This window comes from Pseudomonas sp. Mb7 (genome assembly GCF_054790525.1).
Map to the genome: position 1 here is coordinate 2,111,654 of NZ_CP186501.1, position 23,514 is coordinate 2,135,167.

Annotated in this window: 18 protein-coding genes, 1 pseudogene and 1 riboswitch; of the genes and pseudogenes, 12 read left to right on the plus strand and 7 right to left on the minus strand. The window is 59.8% G+C overall.

The features are described 5' to 3' along the window. Positions 1-33: 33 nt before the first annotated feature. The 4 genes from ACOYXH_RS09730 to ACOYXH_RS09745 all read right to left on the minus strand — a co-directional run bounded on the left by ACOYXH_RS09730 (position 34) and on the right by ACOYXH_RS09745 (position 4,486). Positions 34-954, minus strand: coding sequence for an ABC transporter substrate-binding protein (locus ACOYXH_RS09730; protein WP_095049895.1), 921 nt, complete (start codon positions 952-954; stop codon positions 34-36). Beyond that, positions 951-1,310, minus strand: a complete 360-nt coding sequence (locus tag ACOYXH_RS09735; RefSeq protein ID WP_095049896.1) for a (2Fe-2S) ferredoxin domain-containing protein — start codon at positions 1,308-1,310, stop codon at positions 951-953. Before ACOYXH_RS09735 ends, ACOYXH_RS09730 begins: the two co-directional genes overlap by 4 nt. After that, complete coding sequence (locus ACOYXH_RS09740; RefSeq protein WP_460410610.1) at positions 1,310-3,247, minus strand: TonB-dependent receptor plug domain-containing protein; 1,938 nt, start codon at positions 3,245-3,247, stop codon at positions 1,310-1,312. Before ACOYXH_RS09740 ends, ACOYXH_RS09735 begins: the two co-directional genes overlap by 1 nt. A gap of 92 nt (positions 3,248-3,339) precedes the next feature. Continuing rightward, positions 3,340-3,545: riboswitch (cobalamin riboswitch) on the minus strand. Positions 3,546-3,592: 47 nt separating this feature from the next. After that, positions 3,593-4,486: a LysR family transcriptional regulator gene (locus ACOYXH_RS09745; protein WP_220558736.1), complete on the minus strand. Its 894-nt coding sequence runs from the start codon at positions 4,484-4,486 to the stop codon at positions 3,593-3,595. Between the two features lie 110 nt (positions 4,487-4,596). Between ACOYXH_RS09745 and ACOYXH_RS09750 the strand changes: the two genes are divergently transcribed. The 7 genes from ACOYXH_RS09750 (at position 4,597) to ACOYXH_RS09780 (ending at position 12,365) form a co-directional block, all read left to right on the plus strand. Then, entirely contained in the window at positions 4,597-5,604 is a 1,008-nt protein-coding gene (locus ACOYXH_RS09750; protein ID WP_095049898.1) for a zinc-binding alcohol dehydrogenase family protein, read from the plus strand. A 48-nt stretch (positions 5,605-5,652) separates the two neighbouring features. Next, complete coding sequence (locus ACOYXH_RS09755) at positions 5,653-6,825, plus strand: L-dopachrome tautomerase-related protein (protein ID WP_460410611.1); 1,173 nt, start codon at positions 5,653-5,655, stop codon at positions 6,823-6,825. A 54-nt stretch (positions 6,826-6,879) separates the two neighbouring features. Then, complete coding sequence (nfsB, locus tag ACOYXH_RS09760) at positions 6,880-7,533, plus strand: oxygen-insensitive NAD(P)H nitroreductase (protein WP_095049900.1); 654 nt, start codon at positions 6,880-6,882, stop codon at positions 7,531-7,533. A gap of 27 nt (positions 7,534-7,560) precedes the next feature. Beyond that, entirely contained in the window at positions 7,561-7,869 is a 309-nt protein-coding gene (locus ACOYXH_RS09765) for a putative quinol monooxygenase (RefSeq protein WP_095049901.1), read from the plus strand. 36 nt (positions 7,870-7,905) lie between these two features. Next, the gene (gene mdeB, locus ACOYXH_RS09770; protein WP_460064300.1) at positions 7,906-10,569 is read left to right on the plus strand and encodes an alpha-ketoglutarate dehydrogenase; all 2,664 of its coding nucleotides are present in this window, start codon (positions 7,906-7,908) and stop codon (positions 10,567-10,569) included. Between the two features lie 175 nt (positions 10,570-10,744). Further along, positions 10,745-11,872 (plus strand): saccharopine dehydrogenase family protein, encoded by a 1,128-nt coding sequence (locus tag ACOYXH_RS09775; RefSeq protein WP_095049903.1) that lies wholly within the window; start codon positions 10,745-10,747, stop codon positions 11,870-11,872. A gap of 1 nt (position 11,873) precedes the next feature. Continuing rightward, a complete protein-coding gene (locus ACOYXH_RS09780) occupies positions 11,874-12,365 on the plus strand; it encodes a DUF2269 family protein (protein ID WP_460410612.1) in 492 nt (163 codons plus the stop codon). On the opposite strand, the gene ACOYXH_RS09785 is transcribed toward ACOYXH_RS09780, so the two are convergent. Next, entirely contained in the window at positions 12,349-12,810 is a 462-nt protein-coding gene (locus ACOYXH_RS09785; protein WP_460410613.1) for a thiol-disulfide oxidoreductase DCC family protein, read from the minus strand. The genes ACOYXH_RS09780 and ACOYXH_RS09785 overlap by 17 nt on opposite strands. A gap of 135 nt (positions 12,811-12,945) precedes the next feature. Continuing rightward, positions 12,946-13,947: an acyltransferase family protein gene (locus tag ACOYXH_RS09790; protein WP_220558738.1), complete on the minus strand. Its 1,002-nt coding sequence runs from the start codon at positions 13,945-13,947 to the stop codon at positions 12,946-12,948. A gap of 189 nt (positions 13,948-14,136) precedes the next feature. On the opposite strand from ACOYXH_RS09790, the pseudogene ACOYXH_RS09795 reads away from it, so the two are divergent. After that, positions 14,137-14,282, plus strand: a pseudogene (locus tag ACOYXH_RS09795) (MFS transporter); the annotation flags it as partial. A 178-nt stretch (positions 14,283-14,460) separates the two neighbouring features. On the opposite strand, the gene ACOYXH_RS09800 reads toward ACOYXH_RS09795, so the two are convergent. After that, positions 14,461-15,198 carry a GntR family transcriptional regulator gene (locus ACOYXH_RS09800; protein ID WP_320414359.1) on the minus strand — a complete coding sequence of 246 codons (738 nt, stop codon included), beginning with the start codon at positions 15,196-15,198 and terminating at the stop codon, positions 14,461-14,463. Positions 15,199-15,410: 212 nt separating this feature from the next. On the opposite strand from ACOYXH_RS09800, the gene ACOYXH_RS09805 reads away from it, so the two are divergent. From ACOYXH_RS09805 to ACOYXH_RS09820, 4 genes are all read left to right on the plus strand, one after another. Then, complete coding sequence (locus tag ACOYXH_RS09805) at positions 15,411-16,244, plus strand: amidohydrolase family protein (RefSeq protein WP_320414360.1); 834 nt, start codon at positions 15,411-15,413, stop codon at positions 16,242-16,244. Between the two features lie 30 nt (positions 16,245-16,274). Beyond that, complete coding sequence (locus ACOYXH_RS09810; RefSeq protein ID WP_320414361.1) at positions 16,275-17,573, plus strand: SLC13 family permease; 1,299 nt, start codon at positions 16,275-16,277, stop codon at positions 17,571-17,573. A gap of 366 nt (positions 17,574-17,939) precedes the next feature. Next, complete coding sequence (locus tag ACOYXH_RS09815) at positions 17,940-19,097, plus strand: response regulator (RefSeq protein WP_095049907.1); 1,158 nt, start codon at positions 17,940-17,942, stop codon at positions 19,095-19,097. 43 nt (positions 19,098-19,140) lie between these two features. Further along, complete coding sequence (locus ACOYXH_RS09820; protein ID WP_460410615.1) at positions 19,141-23,514, plus strand: response regulator; 4,374 nt, start codon at positions 19,141-19,143, stop codon at positions 23,512-23,514.

Below are 23,514 nucleotides of genomic sequence, written 5' to 3' on the forward strand. Positions count from 1 at the left end.
TCTGTTCGTTAGGTGGCGTGCGGTGCGACGGGTTCATTTATTTTTCTTCAGTGCATTGAGCAGGCGGGCCAGTTGCAAGGCGACGCGGCCGCTGTTGTAGGTTGGCAGCAGGTGGGTGAAAGGGATCTCGATGATGCGGTTCTCGCGCACCGCGCGCAGTTGCGAGAGGACCGGGTCGTGGGCCAACAGGTAGCGTTTGCGGCGGGCGGGCGACCATTCGGCGTCGGCCAGCAGGATCACGTCCGGGTCGCTGGCCAGCAGGGTTTCGCTGTTGACGGTGACTCGATAGAGGTTGATGTCGGCGAACACATTGCGTGCTCCGGCAGCCGCCAGCAGCGGAGTGACAAAGCCACGCCGACCTTCGCTGTCGAGACCTTTGACTTCGCTGTCGAGATAGAACACGGACAACGGTTTACCTGCACCGGCCAAGGCTCGGGCGCTGGCAATGTCCTTTTCCATGGAGTCGATCAATGCTTGGGCTTTTTGCTGCTGGTGCAGCAGCTTGCCCAAGGTCAGCAAGTCATTGCGCACATGCGCGAAATAATCCAGCGAGTGCCCATTGCAGGCGGATTCCAGCAGATACGTACCCACGCCATTGCGCGCAAGCCCCGAGCGCGAGGTCACCCCGTCGCCGAACGCCGTGGCAAAACCGCCGATCACCAGATCCGGCTTCGCAGCGTAAAGCACTTCGCTGGCCGGGTACTGCCGCGCGATTACCGGTACGCCGAAATACTCGGCTTGGCGCTGACCGGCACCGGTGTCATCCAGATACGCCACGCCGACCAGCGCTGGCCCGGCACCCAGTGCGAGGACGAGATCGGCCGCATGCTGATTGAGCGCGACGATGCGCGAAGATTGATCGGCGCTCCATTCTTCGCCGCAATTGCGGTAACTGTCGGCGAGTACAGGCATTGAGCAGAGCAGGGCGCCAAGTACGTACAGAATCGATCTCATGTCTGCGCCTTGATCAGCAAATCCGCAACCACTTCACCGCCCACCAGATGCCCCTCGACCAGCCGCTGCACATCTTCATGGCTGCGCACGCCATACCAGCAGCGTTCCGGGTACACCGTCACAATCGGCCCCAGATTGCACGGGAACTGACAGTGCGTACGGGTCAGCAAGACGCCGCCCGGCGTCTCGATGCGATCGTGCGCCAGTAAGTGCCGGCGCAAGGTTTTCCATAACTGCAACGCGCCGCGTTGGGTGCAACGCGGGCCGGTGCAGACGAATACATGGCGCGCATGCTCGGGCACCTGCGACCAGTCCGGGTGCGTGTCGACGCCGTCGACGGTTTTGATGTCACTCATCAGAAGCGGTACGTGTAGCGCACTTCGGAGGTGAACGGCCGGCCGAGGTTATCGACGTTGCTCGAACGGCTGGTGACGTAATCACGGTCGAACAGGTTCTCCACCAGCAGGCTTACGCGGTGTTGGTGGGCGTTGTCGAGGTAGCGATAGGCGTCGGCGTCGACCACTGAATAATTGCCGTACTCGACCTGCTTCGAGCTTTTGATGTCGCGGATATAGCGGATCGCACCGCCGGCACCCCACAGACGGTTTTCCGACTCATAACCCACGCGCGAGCGGGCGAAGAAGCTCGGGATATCGTTGAGGGTCACACCGCTGCGCGATTCGGTGAGGTTGCGGGTCATGTCCGCTTGCAGGCTCCACTGATCGTTGAGCGCGAGTTTGGCGTCGGCCTCGAAACCACGCATACGCACCTGGCCTTCACCGTTGACCCATTGAATGTCGTCGAGGGTGATCAAGTCGTCGATCTTGCGTTTGAACAGGGTCACGCTGGCGCTGAGTTCGCGGTCGAGCAGAAAGCCTTTGTAGTCGACACCCAGCTCCGCATTGCGGCTTTTTTCCGGCTTCAGGTTGCGATTGCCGATCTCGTCGCCCGGTTCATTGACGAACAGCTGCTCGGCGTTCGGCAGTTTGTAGGCGCTGCCGTACTGACCGCGCACCGACCAGTTGTCGTTGAGGTCATACAGCGAAGTGAGCATGCCGACCGTGGCACTGTCGCCGCCGCTCATGGCTTCGTGGCGAACGCCTATGCTCGGGTGCCAGTCGGGCAGGGCGTCGATCTGCGGACGCAGTTGCGTGTAGAAAGCGTGGGCTTCGGCCTTGTCGTTATCGATGATCAACACATCATCCTGGCCCTTGAACCATTGATTGTCGGTGCCAAACACCAGTACATGATCGCCGGGCAATTCAGCCTTGCCTTCGGCCTGCACACCCCAGTCGGTGAAGCCCCAATAGTCGTTGTGGTTAATGACTTTGGTGCCGCCGCCCTCCCGGTTGTTGACGCGGGTATAACGCGTGTCCCAGTCGTTGATATGGCCTTTGACGAAGTAGCTCAGGCGCTCATTGACGGCCTGCTCGAAGGTCGCCGTGGCGATCTGCTGCACGCGGTCGTTAGTGGTCTTGTGGTTGTCGACCGGGCGGGCGAAATCGAGGTTGGCGTCGGCGTATTGGTAAAACAGCTCCAGCCGCGAATCATCGTCGAACGACTGAATCGCCTTGCCGCCGAACGTGGTGACTTCGTAAGCGCGATCCTTGCCGGAATCGTTTTTCATGTCGCGGTTGCGATAGGGCTGGTAACCGTCGGAGACGTTGTGACTGACGTACGCCAACAAACCGAGGTCGCCGAAGCCGTTAGTGAAGATATTCTCGACGCGGGCGTCTTCGGTGGTGCCGCCAAAGCTGTCGACGCCTAGATTCACTTCGCCGGCGGCTTTGCGCGATTGCGGGCTGCGGGTGACGATGTTGATCACACCGGACACGGCCTGGGTGCCGAACAACAGGCTCTGCCCACCCTTGAGCACTTCGATGCGTTCGATGGCGTTGGCCGGCAGGGTGTCCAGATAGAGGCCGCCGTACAGGCGATTGTTCAGGCGCACGCCGTCGAGCAGGATCAGCGTGTCGTCGTTGCGCCCGCCGAGCAGCGAATAGGTGCCGTAGTCGAAAGGGCCGTTTTTCGGCGCCACATACAAGCCTGGAATGAACATCTGCATCACGCGGCTGACATCGGCGCTGGGGCCGGCGCGTTCGATCTGTTCGCGGCTGACGATTTCGACCTTGCTGCCGAATCTGGCCATGTCGGCGACGGTGGTGGACTCCACCGACGGTGCGGAAACGATTTGTTGATTGAGTTCCAGCGGCGCGTCGTCGGCCAGTAGCAGCGGGCTGAACAGGCAGCCAAGGAACAGGGTTGGAGCAGAAGTGTTGAAAGGTCGAATCATTGTCTTCTCGAAAAGGATCTTCGCAGAAGAGCATGCAAGAGAAGGCATCGCGCACAGCCAATACCGGCCCATGCCCGCCCACCGCAGGATTTTGCCAAACGAAATTCCAGGCCGGTCTCCGGGCTCGCGCGTATCGAGGTTTTCACCTTCCCATGGCCGTCTGGCCACAGTGGTGTATTGAAAACATCACGCGCATACCGTTGCGGGGGCAGCACCGGACTTGTTCGAAAAGAACGTACCGGTTTCCCGTTTCACCCCATGCACGGCGGCATGGGACACCTGAAACTGGCCGGCATCTGAACATTCGAGGAGCGTCTCGTCAATGTGGCAACCAACGGGGGGGAGCTATTGGATGCGTTCCAGAGCGACAAACTGGCCACTCAACCACGCATAAAGCTGAGACACCGCCGGGGTGATCTGCTTGCGATGCGGGCACACCAGACTCAACGGTGAGGCATTGCCGGGAAAATCCTTCAGTAGCACGACCAGTCGCCCTGCGATCACGTCTGCACTGACGTCCAGCCAGGATTTGTTGGCGATGCCTTCGCCGCTCAACGCCCAGCGGCGCACGATGTCGGCGTCGTCGCTGAACATCGGTCCCGAGACCTGGATCGTTTCACTGCCCAGGCTCCACTTGTCGTAGATCCGGCCGCCTTGCTGGTAGAGCAGGCAAGCGTGGTTGTGCAGATCGTCCGGCGTTTGCGGGTATCCGTGGCGCTCCACGTATTCCGGTGCGGCGACCAGCACCCGCCGGTTCCACGGTGCCAGCGGCAGCGCCACGTAGTTGGCATCTTCATTCGAGCCGTATCGAATCGCCACGTCTACCGGGTCACGAAACAAGTCGGCCATCTGGTCCGACAGGGAAAAGCGCAAGGTCAGTTCCGGGTGCTGGCGGCGAAACAGTGTGAGCCACGGCAGCAAAATGTTGCGCCCCAGATCGGACGGCGCCGTCACTTGCAACACGCCGCGCAACGTGGCGCTTTCACCGCGCAGGTTTTCCTTGCCTTGCTTGAGCGCCTCCAGCACCGAGTGGGCGGTGGGCAAGTATTGCTCGCCCTCGGCGGTTAATCGCAGACTGCGGGTGGTGCGCGCAAACAGGCGCACGTCCAGCTCACGCTCCAGACGCTTGATCGCCGCGGCAACCTGACCGGGCAATAAATCCGCCTCATGGGCGGCAGCGGTGAAGCTGCCCAGCGCGGCGCTGCGGGTGAACAAACCAAGGTCATCGATGCGGATCATTTTCACTCCTGCAGTGAAAGTGTTGGCGCATTCTGCTGGTTTTTCTTTGTGCTTGGGAAGTCGAAGATGGCGGCAAGCGAGCACATCAGCTCTTCAGACAGCGAGTTTCCATGAAAGCCATCACCTTCACCCAACACGCTTTGCCCATTGAAGATCCGCAATCGTTGCAGGACATCGACCTTCCGGTGCCAACTCCCGGCCCCCGGGATTTGCTCGTAGAAGTTCGTGCGGTGTCGGTCAATCCGGTCGATACCAAAGTACGCGCCGGAACTTTCACCAAAGAACCGAAAATCCTCGGCTGGGATGCCGCCGGTATTGTCCGCGAGGTCGGGGCTGAAGTGACGCTGTTTCAGCCTGGCGACGAAGTGTTCTACGCAGGCTCCCTTGCCCGCACCGGCAGTTATAGCGAATTTCATTTGGTGGACGAGCGAATCGTCGGGCACAAACCGCGTTCGTTAAGTGCTGCGGATGCCGCGGCATTGCCGTTGACCTCGATCACCGCCTGGGAGCTGTTGTTTGACCGTCTCGGTGTCACCGAAGGTTCAGGGCAGGGCAAGTGCCTGTTGATCACGGGGGCAGCGGGCGGCGTCGGTTCGATGCTGGTGCAATTGGCCCGACAGTTGACGCAGCTGACTGTCATCGGCACCGCCTCACGGCAGGAAACGGCTGACTGGGTCCGGCAATTGGGCGCGCATCACGTCATCGATCACAGTCAGCCGCTGCTCGCACAGTTGCAGGCACTGGGCATCGACGAGGTCAGCCATGTCGCCAGCCTGACCCATACCGAGCAGCATTTTGCGCAGCTGATCGAAGTGCTTCAACCACAAGGGCGTCTGGGCGTGATCGACGATCCTGAAAGCCTCGACGTGATGCCGCTCAAGCGCAAGTCGCTGTCGCTGCACTGGGAGCTGATGTTCACCCGTTCGCTGTACGAAACCCCGGACATGATTGAGCAGCATCACCTGCTCAATCGCGTCAGCGATCTGATTGACCAGGGCATTTTGAAAACGACTGTCGGTGAACATTTTGGCGCGATCAACGCGGCAAACATGCGCCGTGCCCATGCCTTGGTCGAGAGCGGCAAGGCCCGAGGCAAACTGGTGCTTGAAGGTTTCTGATTTCACTCATTCAGACGGGCCTGCAAGCGGGCCGGTCAGGAGCAGCTCATGCGTATGAAAAAGCTTTCTGCTGCATTGGTCATGGTCATGGCGGCGCCGTTCGCCCATGCAATCAGCGCCGTCGCGTTGCCGGCCAATGCCCCCGCCGACCGATCCTTCGGCAAGCTCGAACAGGTCCATGCGTTCTACGACGCGATGCCCACCGGCGTGACCGTCACCGAGACCGGGCGCATCTTCGTCAACTTCCCGCGTTGGGGCGACAACGTGCCGTTCACCGTGGGCGAGATCCGCGACGGTAAAGTCGTGGCTTACCCGAACGCGGCGATCAACCAGGAAAACCTCAACGATCCCAGTGATGGTCTGATCAGCGTACAGAGCGTGGTGGCCGACGGGCGGGGCCGTGTCTGGTTGCTCGATACCGCCGCGCCGGGTTTCGCAGACCCAAAACCTAAAGGCGCGAAGCTGATCGCGGTGGATCTGGTCAGCAACAAGATCGTCAAGCGTCTGGTGTTCCCGGACAACGTCATGTTGCCGAGCACCTACGTTAACGACATGCGTTTCGACTTTCGCACAGGCCCGGAGGGAACGGTCTATCTCACTGACTCGTCCCTGCGTGGACCGGGCGCGATCATCGTCATGGACATCGCCAGCGGCAGTGCCATGCGCCGTTTGAGCGGTGTGCCGGCGACCTCGGTTGACCCGACCTTTGTCCCGGTGGTTGAAGGCCTGCCACTCACCGTTGAAGCTCCGGACGGCAAGCGCAAACCGCTGGGCGTGGCCTCGGACGGCATCGCGCTGTCGGCGGACGGCAAGACACTGTATTTCACTCCGCTGTCGAGTCGGCACCTGTATTCGGTGTCCACCGCGTTGCTGCGTGATGCCAACTTCAGTGAACAGCAACTGACGGCCGCCGTGCAGGATCTGGGGGAGAAGGGCGCGTCCGATGGTCTGGAGGCTGACGCCGCCGGCGCCATCTATGCCGGCGATTACGAGCACAACTCGATCCGCAAGCGTCTGCCGGACGGCCAATGGCAAACGCTGGTACACGACCCGCGTCTGCTCTGGCCAGACACATTGTCCATTGGCCCCGACGGCTATCTGTATTTCATCGCCAACCAGTTGCACCGCCAGGCGGCATTCCGTTCCGGGCAGGATCAGCGGCAAAAACCTTACAGCCTGATGCGTCTGAAGATCGACGCAGCGCCGGCGCCGACGCGCTGATTTCCAAGCGGCATTGAGTTTTACGTTTTCACTTTTCAGATCAGGAGTTCAATCATGGATCTCGTTTCTCTGGCCAAGCGCCGTTTCACCACAAAAGTTTTCGATGCCGACCGCAAGATTCCCAGGCACACACTGGAGTTGCTGCTGGAACAACTGCGCAACAGCCCCTCGTCGGTCAACTCCCAGCCTTGGCATTTCGTGGTTGCCGAGAGTGATCAGAGCCGGGCGCGAATCGCCCACAGTACTCAGGGGCCGTTCAGCTTCAACCAGCCGAAAATACTCAACGCGTCGCACGTCATCGTCTTCTGCACTCGCACGCATCTGCCGGAGGAATACCTGCAGGCGTTGCTGGCTCAGGAAGCCATGGACGGGCGTTTTCACAATGCCGAGGCGCGAGCAGGGCAGGAGCGTGGACGGCGCGGTTTTGTCGATCTGCATCGCTTCGATCAGAAAGACCTGCAGCACTGGATGGAAAAGCAGACCTACCTCGCGCTGGGCACATTGCTGCTGGGTGCCGCCTCGCTGGGTATCGACGCGACGCCGATGGAAGGTTTCGACAGCAAAGTCCTCGACAGTGAACTGGGCCTGCGCGAACAGGGCTTCACCAGTCTGGTCGTGGTGAGCCTGGGCTATCACAGCAGCGAAGACTTCAACGCAGGCCTGCCCAAGTCCCGCTTGCCGTCCCAGTCGCTGTTTACCTTTCTCTGAATGCAGCCGGTCCCAGGAGTATTGAAGATGAGCCAGTCCACAGAAACATTGATCTCGATTGCCGTGCTCAAGGCCAGGTCAGGCCAGGAACAGGCCTTGAAAGAAGGCTTGCTGGCGCTGGTTGAGCCGACACGCGCAGAGCCGGGCAATCTCGACTATGTGTTGTTTGAACTGCGCGACCAGCGCGGCACGTTCTACATGCGCGAGGCCTTCAAGGATCAGGCGGCACTGGATGCGCATTTCGCCATGCCTTACTTCAAGCGCTTTGCCGCCGCGGCGGATGACCTGCTGGAAGAGCCGCTGCAACTGATATTTCTTGAGCACGTGTCGAACTGATCCAGTCGTCCATTCAACCTGTCAGGGTGTGCAGCCATGAAAGATACCGCGCAACGGCCGACCCACGGAACGCCGGTTCACGAAGACATCGATGCCATTGAAACCAACGAGTGGCTGGAAGCCCTGGCAGGTGTCGCGAAAGTCGGCGGCAGACCGCGCGTGCGGTTCTTGCTGCTGCGACTGGCCGAGCAGGCCAGCCGTCTCGGCGTGCAAACGACGGCGAGTGCGTATTCGCTGTACCAGAACACCATCGCGCTCGAACAGCAGCCGGTTTATCCCGGGGATCTGGTGATGGAGGAGCGCATCACCTCGATCATTCGCTGGAACGCCCTGGCCATGGTGGCGAAGGCGAACAAGGCCTATGGCGAATTGGGCGGTCACATCGCCAGTTACGCCTCGGCGGCGGAAATTTTCGAGGTCGGCTTCAATCACTTTTTCCGTGCGGACAGCGAAGCCGGGCGCGGTGATCTGGTTTACTTCCAGGCGCACTCTGCCCCCGGGGTGTACGCGCGGGCCTTTCTTGAAGGGCGTTTGCAGGCGTCGCAACTGGAGCGTTACCGGCAAGAAGTGAAGGGCGGCGGATTGTGTTCCTATCCGCATCCTTGGTTGATGCCCGACTTCTGGCAGTTTCCCACGGGCTCAATGGGTATTGGTCCGATCAATGCGATTTACCAGGCGCGGTTCCTGCGGTATTTGCAGCACCGTGGGATTGCCTCGACGGAGGGGCGGCATGTCTGGGGCGTTTTTGGTGATGGCGAGATGGACGAGCCGGAGTCCATCGCCGCGCTTTCGCTGGCAGCGCGGGAGAATCTTGACAACGTCACCTTCGTGATCAACTGCAATCTGCAGCGTCTCGACGGCCCCGTACGCGGCAACGGGCAAATCGTTCAGGAGCTGGAGTCACTGTTCAGCGGCGCCGGCTGGAACGTGATCAAGGTGTTGTGGGGTTCGGACTGGGACCCATTGTTTGCCCGCGATGACGGCCATGCACTGTTGCGCCACTTCGCCGGGATGGTGGATGGCGAGTACCAGAATCTGGGGGCCAATGACGGTGCGTATAACCGCAGCCATTTCTTCGACCAGGACCCGCAGTTGCAGGCGTTGGTTGCAGATATGAGCCCGGAGCAGATCGACGCGTTGCGCCGGGGCGGTCACGACTTTCGTAAGTTGCATGCCGCGTTCGAGGCCGCGCGCAAGCACAAGGGCAGGCCGACCGTGGTGCTCGCCAAAACCAAGAAAGGTTTCGGCATGGGCCAGATCGGTGAGTCGCGCAACACCTCGCACCAGCAGAAAAAACTCGATATCGAGGTGCTCAAGGCATTCCGTGATCGTTTCGCCTTGCCGCTGGATGATGAGGCCGTGGCAGAAATGCGCTTCTACAAACCGGCTGACGACAGCCCCGAGTTGCGATACCTGCATCAGCAGCGACGGGCGCTCGGCGGTTACTTGCCCAAGCGCAACGGTGTGTCAGCACCAATAACAGTGCCACCGCTCGACAGCTATGGCGGTTTTGCGCTGAAGGCCGATGAGCGTGAAAACTCGACGACCATGGCGGTGGTGCGACTGTTCACCCATCTGATCCGGGACAAACAATTGGGGCCACGCATTGTGCCGATTGTCGCCGATGAAGCGCGCACATTCGGCATGGCGAATCTGTTCCGGCAAATCGGGATTTATTCATCCGTCGGCCAGTTGTACGAGCCAGAAGATGCCGGCGCGCTGCTCTATTACAAGGAATCGACCGACGGGCAACTGCTCGAAGAAGGCATCACCGAAGCCGGCGCGATTTCTTCCTGGATCGCTGCGGCGACGTCCTACAGCGTCAATGGCGAGCCGATGCTGCCGTTCTACATTTACTACTCGATGTTCGGCTTTCAGCGCATTGGCGACCTGATCTGGGCTGCCGCCGACCAGCGCGCCAGAGGCTTTTTGATCGGCGCCACATCGGGGCGCACAACGCTGGCCGGTGAAGGACTGCAGCATCAGGACGGCTCCAGTCAATTGATCGCAGCCACTGTGCCCAACTGCCGCGCCTACGACCCGGCATTTGCCAGCGAGGCGGCGGTCATCATCGACCATGGCGCCCGGCGCATGCTGGAGCAGCAAGAGGATGAGTTCTATTACCTGACGGTAACCAACGAGAACTACGTTCAGGCCTCACTTGAACCAGACGAACACGCGGACGTGATTCGCGGCATGCGCCTCTATGCGCGCTATGGCGAGGAGGTACCGGCGGTTCGTTTACTGGGTTCGGGAGCGATTCTGCGCGAGGTGATTGCCGCCGCACATATGCTGGATCAAGAGTGGCAAGTCAGCAGCGAAGTGTGGAGTGTGACCAGCTTCTCCGAACTCGCCCGGGATGCCCGCGAGGTGCAGCGTCAGCAAGTGTTCGGCGGCGATGTCGAGTGCCAGAGTCACCTACTGCATTGTCTGCCCGGTAACGCTCCAGTCGTGGCGGCCAGTGATTACGTGCGCGCCTATGCACAATTGGTGGTGCCGTATTTACAGGCACCGTGCATCTGCCTGGGCACCGACGGATTTGGACGCAGCGACACACGTTCGGCGTTGCGCAGCTTCTTTGAAGTGGATCGCTATCACATCGTTTTGGCGGCGCTGGCTTCGGTCGATCCGCGGGCACATGCCCAGGCTCGGGCGAAATACGCTATCGACGCCGACGCCGAAGCCCCCTGGAACTGCTGAGCCTTCACGTCGTGTGTCCCTTCTTTCATCAACCAACAATCGCGACGGCACACTCTGGCTGCCTGCTGCGCAAATGGATCGCGTCGGCTGGCGAGCAACTGATCTGAATGGCCTGCTGACGTTCGGCCCTATATCCTTCCCGCCTGTTTGATGAAATGACTTAGGGAAGAATTGCATGCCGTTCAGGGTGATGGTGGTCGGGGGCTACGGTAATTTCGGCAGCATCGTGTGCAGGCATCTGGCGCTGATGCCGGACATCGGGCTGGTGCTGTCGGGTCGTGACCCGCGCAAGTTGCAGCGCAAACTCGATGAGCTCAACAGCCATTCGGGAAACGTCTGCGAAGGCTGGTGCGGCGATGCCATGGGCGCGGAGTTCGAAGCCGCTTTGCGTGCGCTGAACATTCAGTTGGTCGTCCATACCGGCGGGCCGTTTCAGGGGCAATCCTATGCCGTTGCACAGAGTTGCATCGATGCCGGCGTTAACTACTGCGACCTCGCGGACTGCCGCACCTTCGTCAACGGCATCGACGTGCTCGACGCGCGGGCGAAACAAGCGGGCGTGGCGATCCTCAGTGGTTGCAGCTCGGTGCCGACACTGTCTTCAGCGATCATCGATGAGCAGCGCCAGCGCTTTTCGCGCATTGACTCGATCGAGCATGGCATTTCTTCCTCGGCGAAAATGCCCGGGTTGTCGACCATCGAAGGTGTCCTGGCTTATGCCGGCAAACCGATCAAGCAACTCAAGAACGGCAAAGTCCATGAAGTTTCGGGCTGGCTGGACCTGACCCTGCGCAAGATGCCGCAGATGGGCACCCGATTGCTGGCCAACGTCGATGTCCCGGACATGGACATCTTCGCCGGTCGTTATGGTGCGCAAACCCTGAGCTTCAAGGCGGGCGCCGGTCTCAAGCTCGGCGGTTTCGCCAACGGCTTGCTGGCTCAGGCGCTGAAAGTCGGGCTGGTGCGCGACCATGCCTTGTGGGCCGGAAGACTGCATCGGCTGGGCATGCGATTCGAGCGATTCGGCGATGGCAAAAGTGCGATGTACATCGACGTGCAGGGCCTTGGTGTTGACGGCAAGCCGCTGTCGATGACCGCACAACTCACGGCTTTGAACGACAAAGGCCCGGAAATCCCCAGCTGCGCCGCCGTGGCCCTGGCCACGAAAATGGCCCAGGGCCACGTGCCAACCGCCGGCGCCAGACCGTGCGTGGGCGAAATCAGCGTCGCCGAGTACATGGCCGCGATCAACGACCCGGACAACCTGAGCCTGGCCGTGCATTTCTCGGACGGGCAGCGCTGACATGCTCTATCTGTGCCTCAAGTACCTGCACATCATCGCCGCGATCTTCCTGTTCGGTTTCGGCATGGGCTCCTACCTCTACCTGATCGCCGCCAGCCGCACCGGCAATCCGCACGTGATAGCGCACGTCGCGCGCATGGTGGTGCGCTTCGACACCTGGATCACCACGCCGGCCGGGTTTGTGCAAATCATCACCGGTTATCTGCTGATGCGGCTTTCGGGGTTGTCGATGAGCACCGAGTGGGTGCTGACCTCGCTGATCGTCTTCTTCTGCGTCGGCTCGCTGTGGCTGCCGGTGTTGCTCCTGCAGAAGCACCTGTATGTGATGGCGTCGAGTGCGAGCGAGGCGGGGACGGGGCTTGATGAGCAGTATCAAGCCGTTTACCGGAAGTGGTTCTGGATGGGCGTGCTCGGGTTTGCCGGGATGTTTGTCATCGTACTGATGATGGTGACGAAGATGACGCCGGTGCAGTTGATTAGCTTTTTGGCCTAGTTATTTTCAGAAAGCGCTGTTGATGATCCGGGGTTGGCAGCAGGCAGGTGTCGTACTTGCCGAACAGTCGGTATCGGTTCAGCGCGATGCGGTCGTAGGCCCAGTCGCGCAGGCCGCGCGGGAATACGCGTAGCAGCCGCAATGGCTGCCAGCGGGCGGGTAGTTGGCTGATGACTTCGAAGAACGCGTCTGAACGTTCCCAATAGTGACGGTCACGGATTACCGCCATGGTGTCGAATTGATCGACTGGCAGGCCGGCCCACGCGAGCAAGGCTTGTCCCTCCGGCGACTGCACCGCTGCCAGACGCACGCGACGTTGATGATCATGGCGAATCAAAAAACGCGCCCAGCCGTTGCAGAGTTTGCACACGCCATCGAACAGGACCACGGATTCGCCGGGGTTGAGGAACGGGGCGGGGGTAGGGCGGGTTTTCGGGGTGGGCATGGGTTTTGTGTTCAAGACGTCGGGTGTTGCGATCATAGCGCCGCCAGCAGTGGTTCGCGAATGACTGCGCTCGCTTAGGCACATGAATGTGAGAGACAGGCCACGTTCAGCAGCGCGATCTGTCGCCTGTCGCCGTCAAGCCGTTGCCTCACTTGCCCGAACGGCCCCCACTCGATCCTTGGAGCCGGCCCGAAGTTTATGCCGAAACTTCAACGCTGGCCGCTCGACGCAGTAATACGAAACACCACTGAGCAAGAACGACAGCACCAACACCGTTGCAACCTTGGACCAATCGAATGAGGTGATCGGCCAGAGGCCGTGCAGGAAGTAAATCACCAGGAAGTGATTGAGGAATACGCCATAGCTGATGTTCCCGAGAAACTCGTCAATCCGGTGAAATTTGAGTGTTGTCAGCCCGTACACCGCAGGGATGCCCAGGGCAATGCCGGCGGCCACTTCGGCGTTGGACGGCCGACGTTCGATCCAGCCCATCATGATCGCCGCAAAGATCAATGCCGCTGCCACAGCGGTACCGCCAGCAATCGCGAAACCCTTCGCCTGCGGTTTGTAGAGGTAGCTGCCGCACAGGAAGATGAACAGGACACCCGGCAACAGACGGTAGCCGTAGTAGTCGGTGTTGATGAATCCAAGGCAGGCGGGGATGAAGACCGCAACCGACAAGGCGAAGGCCGCGCCCCGTAGTCTGTAGATGAGCAGGAACGGGATCACCAGGTAGAAACACATCTCCAGTCCTAGCGACCAGGCCGGTGGCACGATTCCCGCTCCGGTCACGCCGAACATATAGAAACCGAGGGGCACTATTGCAAGGCTCGCGGCGATGTTTTTGACGTTCAGTTCAGCCCATTGCGGCGTGCCAGGCAGGAGGAAATAGATCACCGCACAAGAGAGGATGAAGTAGAACAGGAATTGCGGGTAAAGGCGCAGGGCGCGGTCCAGGTAGAACCGGCCAACTTTCTCGGGCGCCTGGTAATTGCGCTCGATCAGTGAGGTCATCACAAAACCACTGATGAGCAGGAAAGAAATCACCGCCACCACGCCCGGGTTGAACCCCATGAACATCTTGCCCATATGCGAAACAGCGACCAGGACGGCCAACAGCAGACGATAGGCTCCCACGTGTATCCCCAAAACGACCTTGTAGTTATGGCGGGTAAATTACGATGGTTTATGGGTGGATAACAGGTTTTTCTCCGCGTTCGGGCGGGACACGGCTTGGCCAGCCAGCGCTTCGGATACCCCCAGCCCGGTCGCCATCGGCGTCAACAGGCTGGCCGGAAGGTACTCAGCGGGCAGCAAGCCAAACACGGCCTGGCCTTTGGGGGGACCCCGGTGGCGTGGTCGAACTGGGTCGCCTGCGCGGTCCCCGACCAGGCGGAAACGGGGGGATGGTGGTAGCGTCTGTACAGTCGGCCATCGCCAAAGGCGCAGCTGCTGGTGGGGCAATGTTTAGCTCTCCAAGCGGAGCCGATCTGCCATAGCGGCTCTCTACTCCGCCAGCTACCGGCGCCCCAAAGATGACAGAGCTGAGGCTCAGGTTGAGCCTGAACAAGCCGGTTACGCCCCGGTTGGACCGCCGGCGTAACCCCGACACCCCCGGCTGCTAGGGCGTGGGTGCCCTTGTCACTGGGCTCATGAGATATCGATCTGGTACCTGAACCCCTCGGCCGCCGCGCGGGAAATTCGGTATTCGAGCGGGGAGCGGTCATAGGCGAGGGCGGTGCGCTCGATGGTGACGACCGGGGCGCCTTCTTTGATTGAAAGGATTTTGGCGGTGGCCCGGTCGGCTTGCTCTACGGTGAGGGTCTCTGTCGCCGAGCCGATACATTGTCCGCATTGGGTTTCATAAAACGGGTAGAGCAGTTCGCCGAAGCTTTCGGAATCAATTTCCAGCAATACGCCGAACCGTGTGGCGGGGAGCCAGATATCCTCGTGAAACAGTGTGCGGCTTTCAACCATCCGCAGCCGTTCCAGGTGCACGACGTCTTCGTCGTCCTGCAACTTCAGGGCTGTTGCCACAGTTTGAGAGGGTTTTTGCCGGTTCTTTGCCAGGATGCGGCTGGTCGGTATTTCGCGCCCGCCAGCGGCATTCACTTGCCTGAAGAATCGCGCCAGTGAGGCATCGAAGTTGGGACGGCGCACATAGGTGCCCCGGCCCTGGCTGCGCAGGAGCAGGCCTTCATTGACCAGTGTGTCCACGGCCTTTCGTACCGTGCCGATGGCTACACCATAGTGTTTGGTGAGCTCGGCCTCCGTGGGGATGGGCGCGCCTGGCATCCATTCGCCGGTGGCGATCTTGGAGAGCATTTCTTCTCGCAGGCGCTGATAGAGCGGCAAGCGCTCGTCGTATCCGAGGGTAGGGGCGTTCATTTTTTCTTTGATTCCTTTTCGGCATGCGCAGCCACTTTAGCACCTGCGTGAGGTTTGACAGATATCCATCCCTGAATATATGGTGATCTAGTCATATATATGAATTTAAGCTTCTGTACACGTGCTGACGATGGCAGATTGGGCCAAAGAACCTGATTTCTCATGGCGGCAGGTGATTCTCCATAACAACAAACGATCGGGGTTATCTGTTTATGACCAGCCTTCACCCGCCTGCCTTCACCGGTGTGGACACGCACGCCCACGTCTTCCGCCAGGATCTGCCGATGGTTGCCAACCGTCGCTACAGCCCGCGTTACAACGCTTTGGTGGAGCAATACGTGGATCACCTGGATCGCCACGGGTTTTCACACGGCGTGTTGATTCAGCCGAGCTTTCTGGGCACCGACAATCACTTCATGCTCGACGCGTTGCGCCGTTATCCGCAGCGTTTGCGTGGGGTGGCGGTGGTGGATGTCGACGTCAGCGAAACCCTGCTGGACGAATTGGCTGAAGCGGGTGTGGTTGGTATGCGTTTGAATCTCATTGGTAAGGCGCTGGCGGATTACAGCGGCCCAGCCTGGACCACTCTGTTCCAGCGGTTGGCGCTGCGGGGATGGCAAGTTGAAGTTCAGCGCGGCATCGATGACCTGGCGCCGATCGTATCGGCCATCAGGGCTTGCGGTGTGACCGTGGTCATCGATCATTTCGGCCTGCCGACGGGGGGCATCGATGCCGGGAACCCCAACCATCAGGCGTTTCTTGAGTTGCTGAAGGATGACGGGGTGTGGCTCAAGCTTTCCGCCCCGTACCGCAGTCGATCCGATCTTGCCCAGGCATCGCATGGGCTGGCGCTGTTGCGCGACGCGAGTGGCGGTCTCCAGCGACTCGTCTGGGGCAGCGATTGGCCCAACACTCAGTATGAACAGCAGACGGACTATTCCCGGCAAGTGGCTTTCCTCGAAGGCTTGCTGCCGGACGCGGCCGAGCGGGCGCATGTGCTGAAGGACAACCCAGCGAAGCTGTTTGGCTTCGAAACACGCTGCTAAACGATCAATAACAACAATAGGACTTCCATCATGATGAGCCTGCTCGTCGTCGCGGCAATCGTTGTCGCCGTTGCCCTGGGTTACAAGACCAAGATCAACATAGGTCTGTTCGCCATCGCTTTTGCTTACCTGATCGGCTGTTACGGCATGGGGTTGAGCCCGTCCGACGTCATCAGCCTGTGGCCGTTGAAGATTTTCTTCATCATCTTCTCGGTTTGTCTGTTCTATAGTTTTGCCACCGTCAATGGCACGCTTGAAAAATTGGCGGAGCATCTGATTTATCGATGCCGGTCGATGCCTCAATTGTTGCCGTTCGCGGTCTTCTTCACGGCAACCACCATCTCGGCGATGGGGGCGGGCTACTACACAGTGCTGGCGTTCATGGCGCCCATCACGCTGCTGCTGTGTGAGCGCACCGGGATGAGCCTGATCACGGGCGGCATGGCGGTCAACTATGGCGCCTTGAGCGGAGCCAACTTCGTCTCCAGCCAGAGTGGTATCATTTTTCGTGGCTTGATGGTCAATGCTGGCATCCCGGAAAACGAGGCCTTCATCAACGCCGCAGCGATTTTCGCCAGTACCCTGGTGATACCGCTGGCGGTGATTTCGGTATTGGTGTTTCTCACCGGCCATGGCAAGGCGATGAAAGCGTCCGCTTATGCGGTCGCCGTGCCGACGCCACTGAACCGCGAGCAGACAATCACCCTATGGCTGACGTTAGCGATGATGGTGATCGTACTGGCGGCACCCGTTGCGCAAATTGTCTTCCCGGAAAATTCCACGGTGAGCTTCATCAATTCGAAGATGGACATCGGTTTGATCGCCAGCCTGTTCTCGGTGATCGCGCTCTTGCTGAAATTGGGCGACGAACGCAAGGCAATGGCGTCTGTGCCTTGGGGCACGTTGATCATGATCTGTGGTGTGGGCATGCTGATCTCGGTCGCGATCAAGGCCGGGACCATCGGCTTACTGGCATCGTGGATGGGCAATAGCATTGCGCCGATCATGGTGCCGATTGTCTTCGGTGTGGTGGCAGCGTTCATGTCGCTGTTCTCCAGCACGCTGGGGGTGGTGACGCCGGCGCTGTTTCCGTTGGTGCCACCGCTTGCCACGGCACTGGGGCTAGATCCGATGATCCTGTTTGTGGCCATCGTCGTTGGCGCTCAAGCCACCTCCATCTCGCCGTTCTCCTCTGGTGGTAGCTTGATATTAGGCTCATGTGCCACGGAGCAGAGTCGCAGCTCACTGTTCCAGCAGCTCCTGTTTCGCGCAGCGCCACTTGGCTTTGTCGCGGCACTGGTGTTCAACGCTGTCCTCACGTTCCTCTAAGCACGGCTCTTCACGGCCCGGCGCCTTTGCCGAGCCGTTGCATTTGGCACGTCGATCAATCAATAGGGGAAAATGACCATCATTGATGTGCTGGGAAGTGTGCAAGCCATCCGATATCAGTCAAATCGAATGGGGTTGCTTGCCGTCGCCCAGCACGTTAAGGCTTTTATCGCGCTATCTGAACCGGACGCTGAAGCCCATGCTCGTTAATTTACGAGCGCTCTATCCAGAGTTGATCCACCTGATGCTGGGAACCAGCCTACAGATCTCCGCCTAGCGATTGCAGCTTTTATAGCTACGCTTGCCAGCAAGAGACTGGTGCAAGTGCGCCAACTCCTTAATTGTCTGGCAAGGGAGCCAACAACCATGGATAGCACTCAGGGCGTTTATCCATCAGCGACCGTTCTGGTGGTCGACGATACCCCCGACAACCTGATGTTGATCGCCGAGTTGCTGAAGGACAAATATCGGGTCAAGGCCGCCAACAGCGGCGAAAAGGCCCTACGCCTTCTGCAGGCCGACCCGCTTCCCGATTTGATCCTGCTGGACATCATGATGCCGGGCCTGTCCGGTTATGACGTTGCCGAGCAGCTCAAGCTTGACGTTCGCATTCGCCATATACCGATCATTTTCCTCACCTCCATGACTGCCACGGAGGACGAGATTCGCGGCTTGAGCCTCGGGGCTGCGGATTACATCACCAAGCCGATCATCCCCCCGGTGCTCATGGCCAGGGTCGAGACCCAAATCAAGCTCAAGTCCGTTGCCGATTTCCTGCGCAATCAAAACGAATTTCTGGAGCGGGAAGTGCAGCGCCGCACCCGGGAGGTGATCGCCATCCAGGATGTCACCATCCACGCCATGGCTTCGCTGGCCGAAACCCGTGACAACGAAACCGGCAACCACATTCGCCGTACCCAGCACTACATCAAACACCTGGCTGAACTGTTGCGCAACCACCCGCGTTTCCGGCACTTTCTCGACGAGGACAGCATTAAGCTGCTCTTCAAATCGGCACCGCTGCACGATATCGGCAAGATTGGCATTCCCGATCGCATCCTGCTCAAACCGGGACGGCTCACCGCTGAAGAGTTCGAGATCATGAAGACCCACACCACATTGGGGCGGGACGCCATTCAGCACGCGGAGGATCAATTAGGCATAAACGTCGATTTCCTTCATTTGGCCAAGGAAATCGCCTACGGCCATCAGGAAAAGTGGGATGGCAGTGGCTATCCGCAAGGCGTGGCCGCCGACGATATCCCGATCAGCGCCAGGTTAATGGCCGTGGCAGATGTCTACGATGCGCTGATCAGCCGCCGCGTGTACAAGCCCGGCATGCCTCACGAGCAGGCGGTGAAAATCATCGGCGAAGGCCGGGGCTCGCATTTTGATCCGGACATCTGTGACGCGTTTCTCGCCAATGCCGAGCAGTTCCGCGCAATTGCCGAGCGATTTGCCGACAGCGACCAGGACATGGCCAGGCAGTTAGCACTGCTTGAGCAGATTGCCGAACGTCCCTGAATCCCGCGCATTACTCTGCACATCCAGCTGAAAGAGGCCGTTTATGAACAGACTGTTCGAGATGCTCGAGCGCCTGTCTCTGCGCAGTAAATTGATCATCGGCTTCGCTGCGCTGCTGATATTGATCCTGATATTGGGCGTGCAAAGCCTGCGCACGCAGTATTCGCTAAGAACTGAAATGCAGCAGTTGTACCAACAGGATCTGGTAGGTATCCAATATGTGCAGGAGGTTCGGGTGCAGTTGCCGCATCTGTTGCTCGCCATGCAACGTGCAATCGCGACCAACAACGCAGACATCCGTATCAGCGCCAGAGCCCAGATGGATGTCGCCCAGGCGCGACTCCACGAAGCGCTGGAGCAGGTTCGTCCAACGCTGCGCAGGCAGAGCAGCGTCAGCAGCCTGCTGGAATTCGAAATGGTATTAAAGCGTCTGCAAAAAGACGGCGATGAGGCACTGGAGCTGGCCGGCAAGGGTTCCTTGGGTCAGGCCTTGATGTTGCTCAACAGTAAGGATTTTCTTGCGCTGGAACAGGGCGGCGATGGGCTGCTCAACCAGATCGAGAAAAACAAGGAAGCCGACATCCACGATACAGCGAAGAACCTGGCGGAGTACGCAGAGCGTAGTACTGCGATCACGTCCATCTTGCTGCTGGGTGGGTCGACGCTGGCCTTGCTGTTGACCTGGCTGGTCAGCTATTCCATACGCGTGCCGTTGAATCGCGTCCGCGTGGCGGTGGACGAATTGGCGTCCGGCAAGCTGGACGGTCAGATCCCGCACACCGATCTTCGCAACGAAACCGGCGACCTGGCGCGTGCCATCGCCACGCTGCAGCTGGAAGCTTGTCAGCTTGAGCGACAGCGCTGGATCAAAAACCACACGTCGCTCCTGCAAGTGGATCTGCAACAGGCGGAGACACCGCAGCAGTTGGCCCAGGCTTTTTTCAGCCACATCGCGCCGCAGTTGGGCATGTGCCAGGGAGCGCTTTACGTTCTCTATGAAGGCGCGGCACGCCTACGCCTGGTTGGCGGTTATGCGGTGGACAGTGTTCATCCGCTACCCGCTGAACTTGATCTCGGTGAAGGGTTGCTTGGCCAGTGCGCACTGGATCGCCAGCCCCGCCAGCTTCAGGATCTACCGGAACCGTTTTGGCATGTACGCACGCCATTGGGCGCAGCCCCGGCCAGCGTCCTGTTGGTTCAGCCCGTGATGCGTGGCGAACGCCTGCTCGGGGTGATGGAAATGGCCGGTTTTCGCCAACTGGAAGAGAACGAAGCGCTGCTGCTGCAAGAAGTCCTGCCCCGGCTGGCCGGCGCCATGGCCATTATGGAACGCAGTGAGGCAGCTCAGGCGCTGCTCTTGGAAACTCGCCGTCAGGCAGACGAAATGGGCGCGCAGGCTTTGCAACTGGAGCACCAGGCCAGCGAGCTGGAGGCCCAGCAGGCCGCATTGCGCGCCACCGAAGCCTGGTACCGCGGCATCATCGAGGCAGCACCGGACGGCATGCTGGTGCTGGGCGCCGACGGTCGCATCCTGATGACCAACCCGCAGATGGATACCCTGTTTGGCTACGCCCCCGGCGAGCTGATTGGCGCCAGCATCGAGCGTCTGGTACCGCAGGCTGCCCGCGAGCGCCATGTCAGGTTACGCGACGGGTTCATTGCCAGCGGCGGAACCCGGCAGATGGGCGGCGATCTTGACGATCTGAGCGGTGTACGCAAAGACGGCAGTTTGTTCTCCGTAGAAATTGGCCTTTCCCATCTACCGCGCCTGGAGGGGCGTGGCGTCTGTGTGTGCGCCTCGGTGCGCGATGTCAGTGAGCGCAGGGCGATGGAAGCCAGGCTGCGCACGGCCAGCGATCGTCTGAATCTGGCGCAGGAGTCCGGTGACATCGGGCTGTTCGACGTCGACCTGGTCAGTGGCACAAACTATTGGACACCCCAACTCGAAACCCTGTTTGGTCTGGAGCCAGGCGGCTTCGGCGGTACGCTGGCGCACTGGAAGGCACTGGTGCATCCCGACGATCTGGCGCGGGTCAGCAGCACGTTCGAGAGTGCCGTCCAGAGTGGCGATGATCGCGCCGAGTTCGACTTCCGGATTGTGCGTAAAAACGATGGGCAGGTGCGCACGTTCCGGTCGCTGAATCGCTTCTCACGCACGCCTGACGGCAAGCCATTGCGCGCAACCGGCATCAACATCGATGTAACCGCACTGGCAGAGGCAAGGGCTGCGGCCGAGGAGGCCACGCAGGCCAAGAGCGAGTTTCTCGCCAACATGAGCCATGAGATCCGAACACCGATGAACGCCATCATCGGCATGAGCCACCTGGCGCTGCGTACCGAACTGGATAAACGCCAGCGCAACTACATTGAAAAAGTCCACCGATCAGCGGAGAACCTGCTGGGAATCATCAACGACATTCTCGACTTCTCAAAGATCGAAGCGGGCAGGATGAGTCTCGAACAGATCCCGTTCCGTCTGGAAGATGTGCTCGACAGCTTCGCTGCCATGATCGGCTTGAAGACCGAGGACAAGGGTCTGGAGTTGTTGTTTCAGATTCCGCCTGACCTGCCCACGGCACTGCTGGGCGACCCCCTGCGACTGGGGCAAGTGCTGATCAACCTCGGCAACAACGCGGCCAAGTTCACCGAACACGGTGACATCGTGGTCGGCGTTGAAGAAGTTGCTTCTCACAACGAACACGTGCAACTGCATTTCTGGGTGCGCGACACGGGCATCGGCATGACCGTCGAGCAGTGTTCACGTCTGTTCCAGTCGTTCAGTCAGGCTGACAGTTCGATCACTCGCAAGTACGGGGGCACCGGGCTGGGATTGTCCATCTCGAAGAAGCTGGTGGAGCTGATGGCCGGTCGAATCTGGGTTGAAAGCCAACCGGGAGTCGGCTCCACGTTTCACTTCCAGGTCCAACTCGGCGTACAGCAAAATGTTCCGCCGCGTCGTATGTTCAAGGCTGGCGAGCTGTTGGGCATGCGCGTGCTTGTCGTGGATGACAACGCCAGTGCCCGTGAAATCCTTTCGGGCATGGCGCGCAGCTTTGGTCTGGAAGTGGATGTCGCGCAGAGCGGTAGTCTGGCGCTGCGCATGTTGGCCGACGCCGAGCACAAGGTGCTGCCTTACGATCTGGTCTTGATGGACTGGCGGATGCCCGGCATGGATGGCATGGAAGCTGTGAGCAGAATGCATTCCGCCAGCCTGATGCGTACGCCATCGGTGATCATGGTGACCGCTTTTGGCCGCGAAGAAGCCCGCGAAGAAGCCGAGCGCCAGGGCATCCAGTTGCCGGTGGTACTGACCAAACCTGTCACGCCGTCCTCGTTACTTGAAGCCATCGGTGTCGTGCTGGGCAGAGACACCCACAGCGATACTCGGGCTGGCGAACGCTCCCTGCACAATGCCAACACCGTCGCCAGCCTCAATGGAGCGCGACTGCTTCTGGTCGAAGACAACGATCTGAATCAGGAACTGGCCAGCGAGCTACTGGAGAGTGTCGGAATACGCTTGCGACTCGCCACGCACGGCCAAGAGGCCCTGGATATTCTCGGCGAGGATGACGACTTCGATGGCGTGCTGATGGATTGCCAGATGCCGGTGATGGATGGCTACACAGCCACCCGGAAAATTCGTCAGCAACCGCGCTTCCGCACTCTGCCAGTGATCGCCATGACCGCCAACGCCATGGACGGTGACCGCGAGCGCGCGCTCGAATGCGGTATGAACGACCATATCTCCAAGCCACTCAACGTCGAAACCATGTTCGCCACAATGGCAAAATGGATCAAACCACGAGTCGCTCAAGCTTCGCTGAACGCAGGTTTGGTCGATGGATTGCCAGATCGTCTTGAGGGCATTGATCTGGCTGCGGGACTCGCCACCTGCATGGGGCGGCGGGATCTCTACTTACGTCTACTCTGCAAGTTTCGCGACACTCAGACAGATTTTTCCGAGCAATTCCAGGCCGCACGAATCGATCCGGATTCTGCTGCTGCCGCACGACTGGCGCACAGCTTGCGCGGCACCGCCGGCAATATCGGCGCCAAGGCCGTGGCGCAGGCTTGCACGTTGTTAGAACAGGCCTGTCAGGACGACGAGCCGGTTGAGGTCGTGCAAGCGCTAGCGATGCAGGTCGAGCATTACTTGCTCCCGACCCTCGCGAGTCTGGCGAACCTTGAGGCGGACACACTGGCTTCCACGGAGGGTGACCTGCTGGACGACGCGGCAATCAGCGAGCAACTGAACCGGCTTATTGTTCTTCTGGACGAAGGAGATACCGCGGCTTTGGACGTGCTGGCGGCCCTGCGCAACAGGCCACTCGATCAAGCGCTGGCAGAACGTCTGGCACTTGCCGCGGCGCAGGTGGAGCTGTTCGACTTTGATCGCGCCTTGAAGCTGCTTCAGTAA

What these genes read in the sequence shown, in the direction of transcription:
- ACOYXH_RS09755 (WP_460410611.1), top strand. Translation starts at nt 5,653, where the DNA reads ATGCGTATGAAAAAGCTTTCTGCTGCATTGGTCATGGTCATGGCGGCG.
- ACOYXH_RS09745 (WP_220558736.1), bottom strand. Translation starts at nt 4,486, where the DNA reads ATGATCCGCATCGATGACCTTGGTTTGTTCACCCGCAGCGCCGCGCTG.
- ACOYXH_RS09815 (WP_095049907.1), top strand. Translation starts at nt 17,940, where the DNA reads ATGGATAGCACTCAGGGCGTTTATCCATCAGCGACCGTTCTGGTGGTC.
- ACOYXH_RS09800 (WP_320414359.1), bottom strand. Translation starts at nt 15,198, where the DNA reads ATGAACGCCCCTACCCTCGGATACGACGAGCGCTTGCCGCTCTATCAG.
- ACOYXH_RS09785 (WP_460410613.1), bottom strand. Translation starts at nt 12,810, where the DNA reads ATGCCCACCCCGAAAACCCGCCCTACCCCCGCCCCGTTCCTCAACCCC.
- ACOYXH_RS09780 (WP_460410612.1), top strand. Translation starts at nt 11,874, where the DNA reads ATGCTCTATCTGTGCCTCAAGTACCTGCACATCATCGCCGCGATCTTC.
- ACOYXH_RS09820 (WP_460410615.1), top strand. Translation starts at nt 19,141, where the DNA reads ATGAACAGACTGTTCGAGATGCTCGAGCGCCTGTCTCTGCGCAGTAAA.
- ACOYXH_RS09740 (WP_460410610.1), bottom strand. Translation starts at nt 3,247, where the DNA reads ATGATTCGACCTTTCAACACTTCTGCTCCAACCCTGTTCCTTGGCTGC.
- ACOYXH_RS09805 (WP_320414360.1), top strand. Translation starts at nt 15,411, where the DNA reads ATGACCAGCCTTCACCCGCCTGCCTTCACCGGTGTGGACACGCACGCC.
- mdeB (WP_460064300.1), top strand. Translation starts at nt 7,906, where the DNA reads ATGAAAGATACCGCGCAACGGCCGACCCACGGAACGCCGGTTCACGAA.
- ACOYXH_RS09735 (WP_095049896.1), bottom strand. Translation starts at nt 1,310, where the DNA reads ATGAGTGACATCAAAACCGTCGACGGCGTCGACACGCACCCGGACTGG.
- ACOYXH_RS09750 (WP_095049898.1), top strand. Translation starts at nt 4,597, where the DNA reads ATGAAAGCCATCACCTTCACCCAACACGCTTTGCCCATTGAAGATCCG.
- nfsB (WP_095049900.1), top strand. Translation starts at nt 6,880, where the DNA reads ATGGATCTCGTTTCTCTGGCCAAGCGCCGTTTCACCACAAAAGTTTTC.
- ACOYXH_RS09775 (WP_095049903.1), top strand. Translation starts at nt 10,745, where the DNA reads ATGCCGTTCAGGGTGATGGTGGTCGGGGGCTACGGTAATTTCGGCAGC.
- ACOYXH_RS09730 (WP_095049895.1), bottom strand. Translation starts at nt 954, where the DNA reads ATGAGATCGATTCTGTACGTACTTGGCGCCCTGCTCTGCTCAATGCCT.
- ACOYXH_RS09810 (WP_320414361.1), top strand. Translation starts at nt 16,275, where the DNA reads ATGATGAGCCTGCTCGTCGTCGCGGCAATCGTTGTCGCCGTTGCCCTG.
- ACOYXH_RS09765 (WP_095049901.1), top strand. Translation starts at nt 7,561, where the DNA reads ATGAGCCAGTCCACAGAAACATTGATCTCGATTGCCGTGCTCAAGGCC.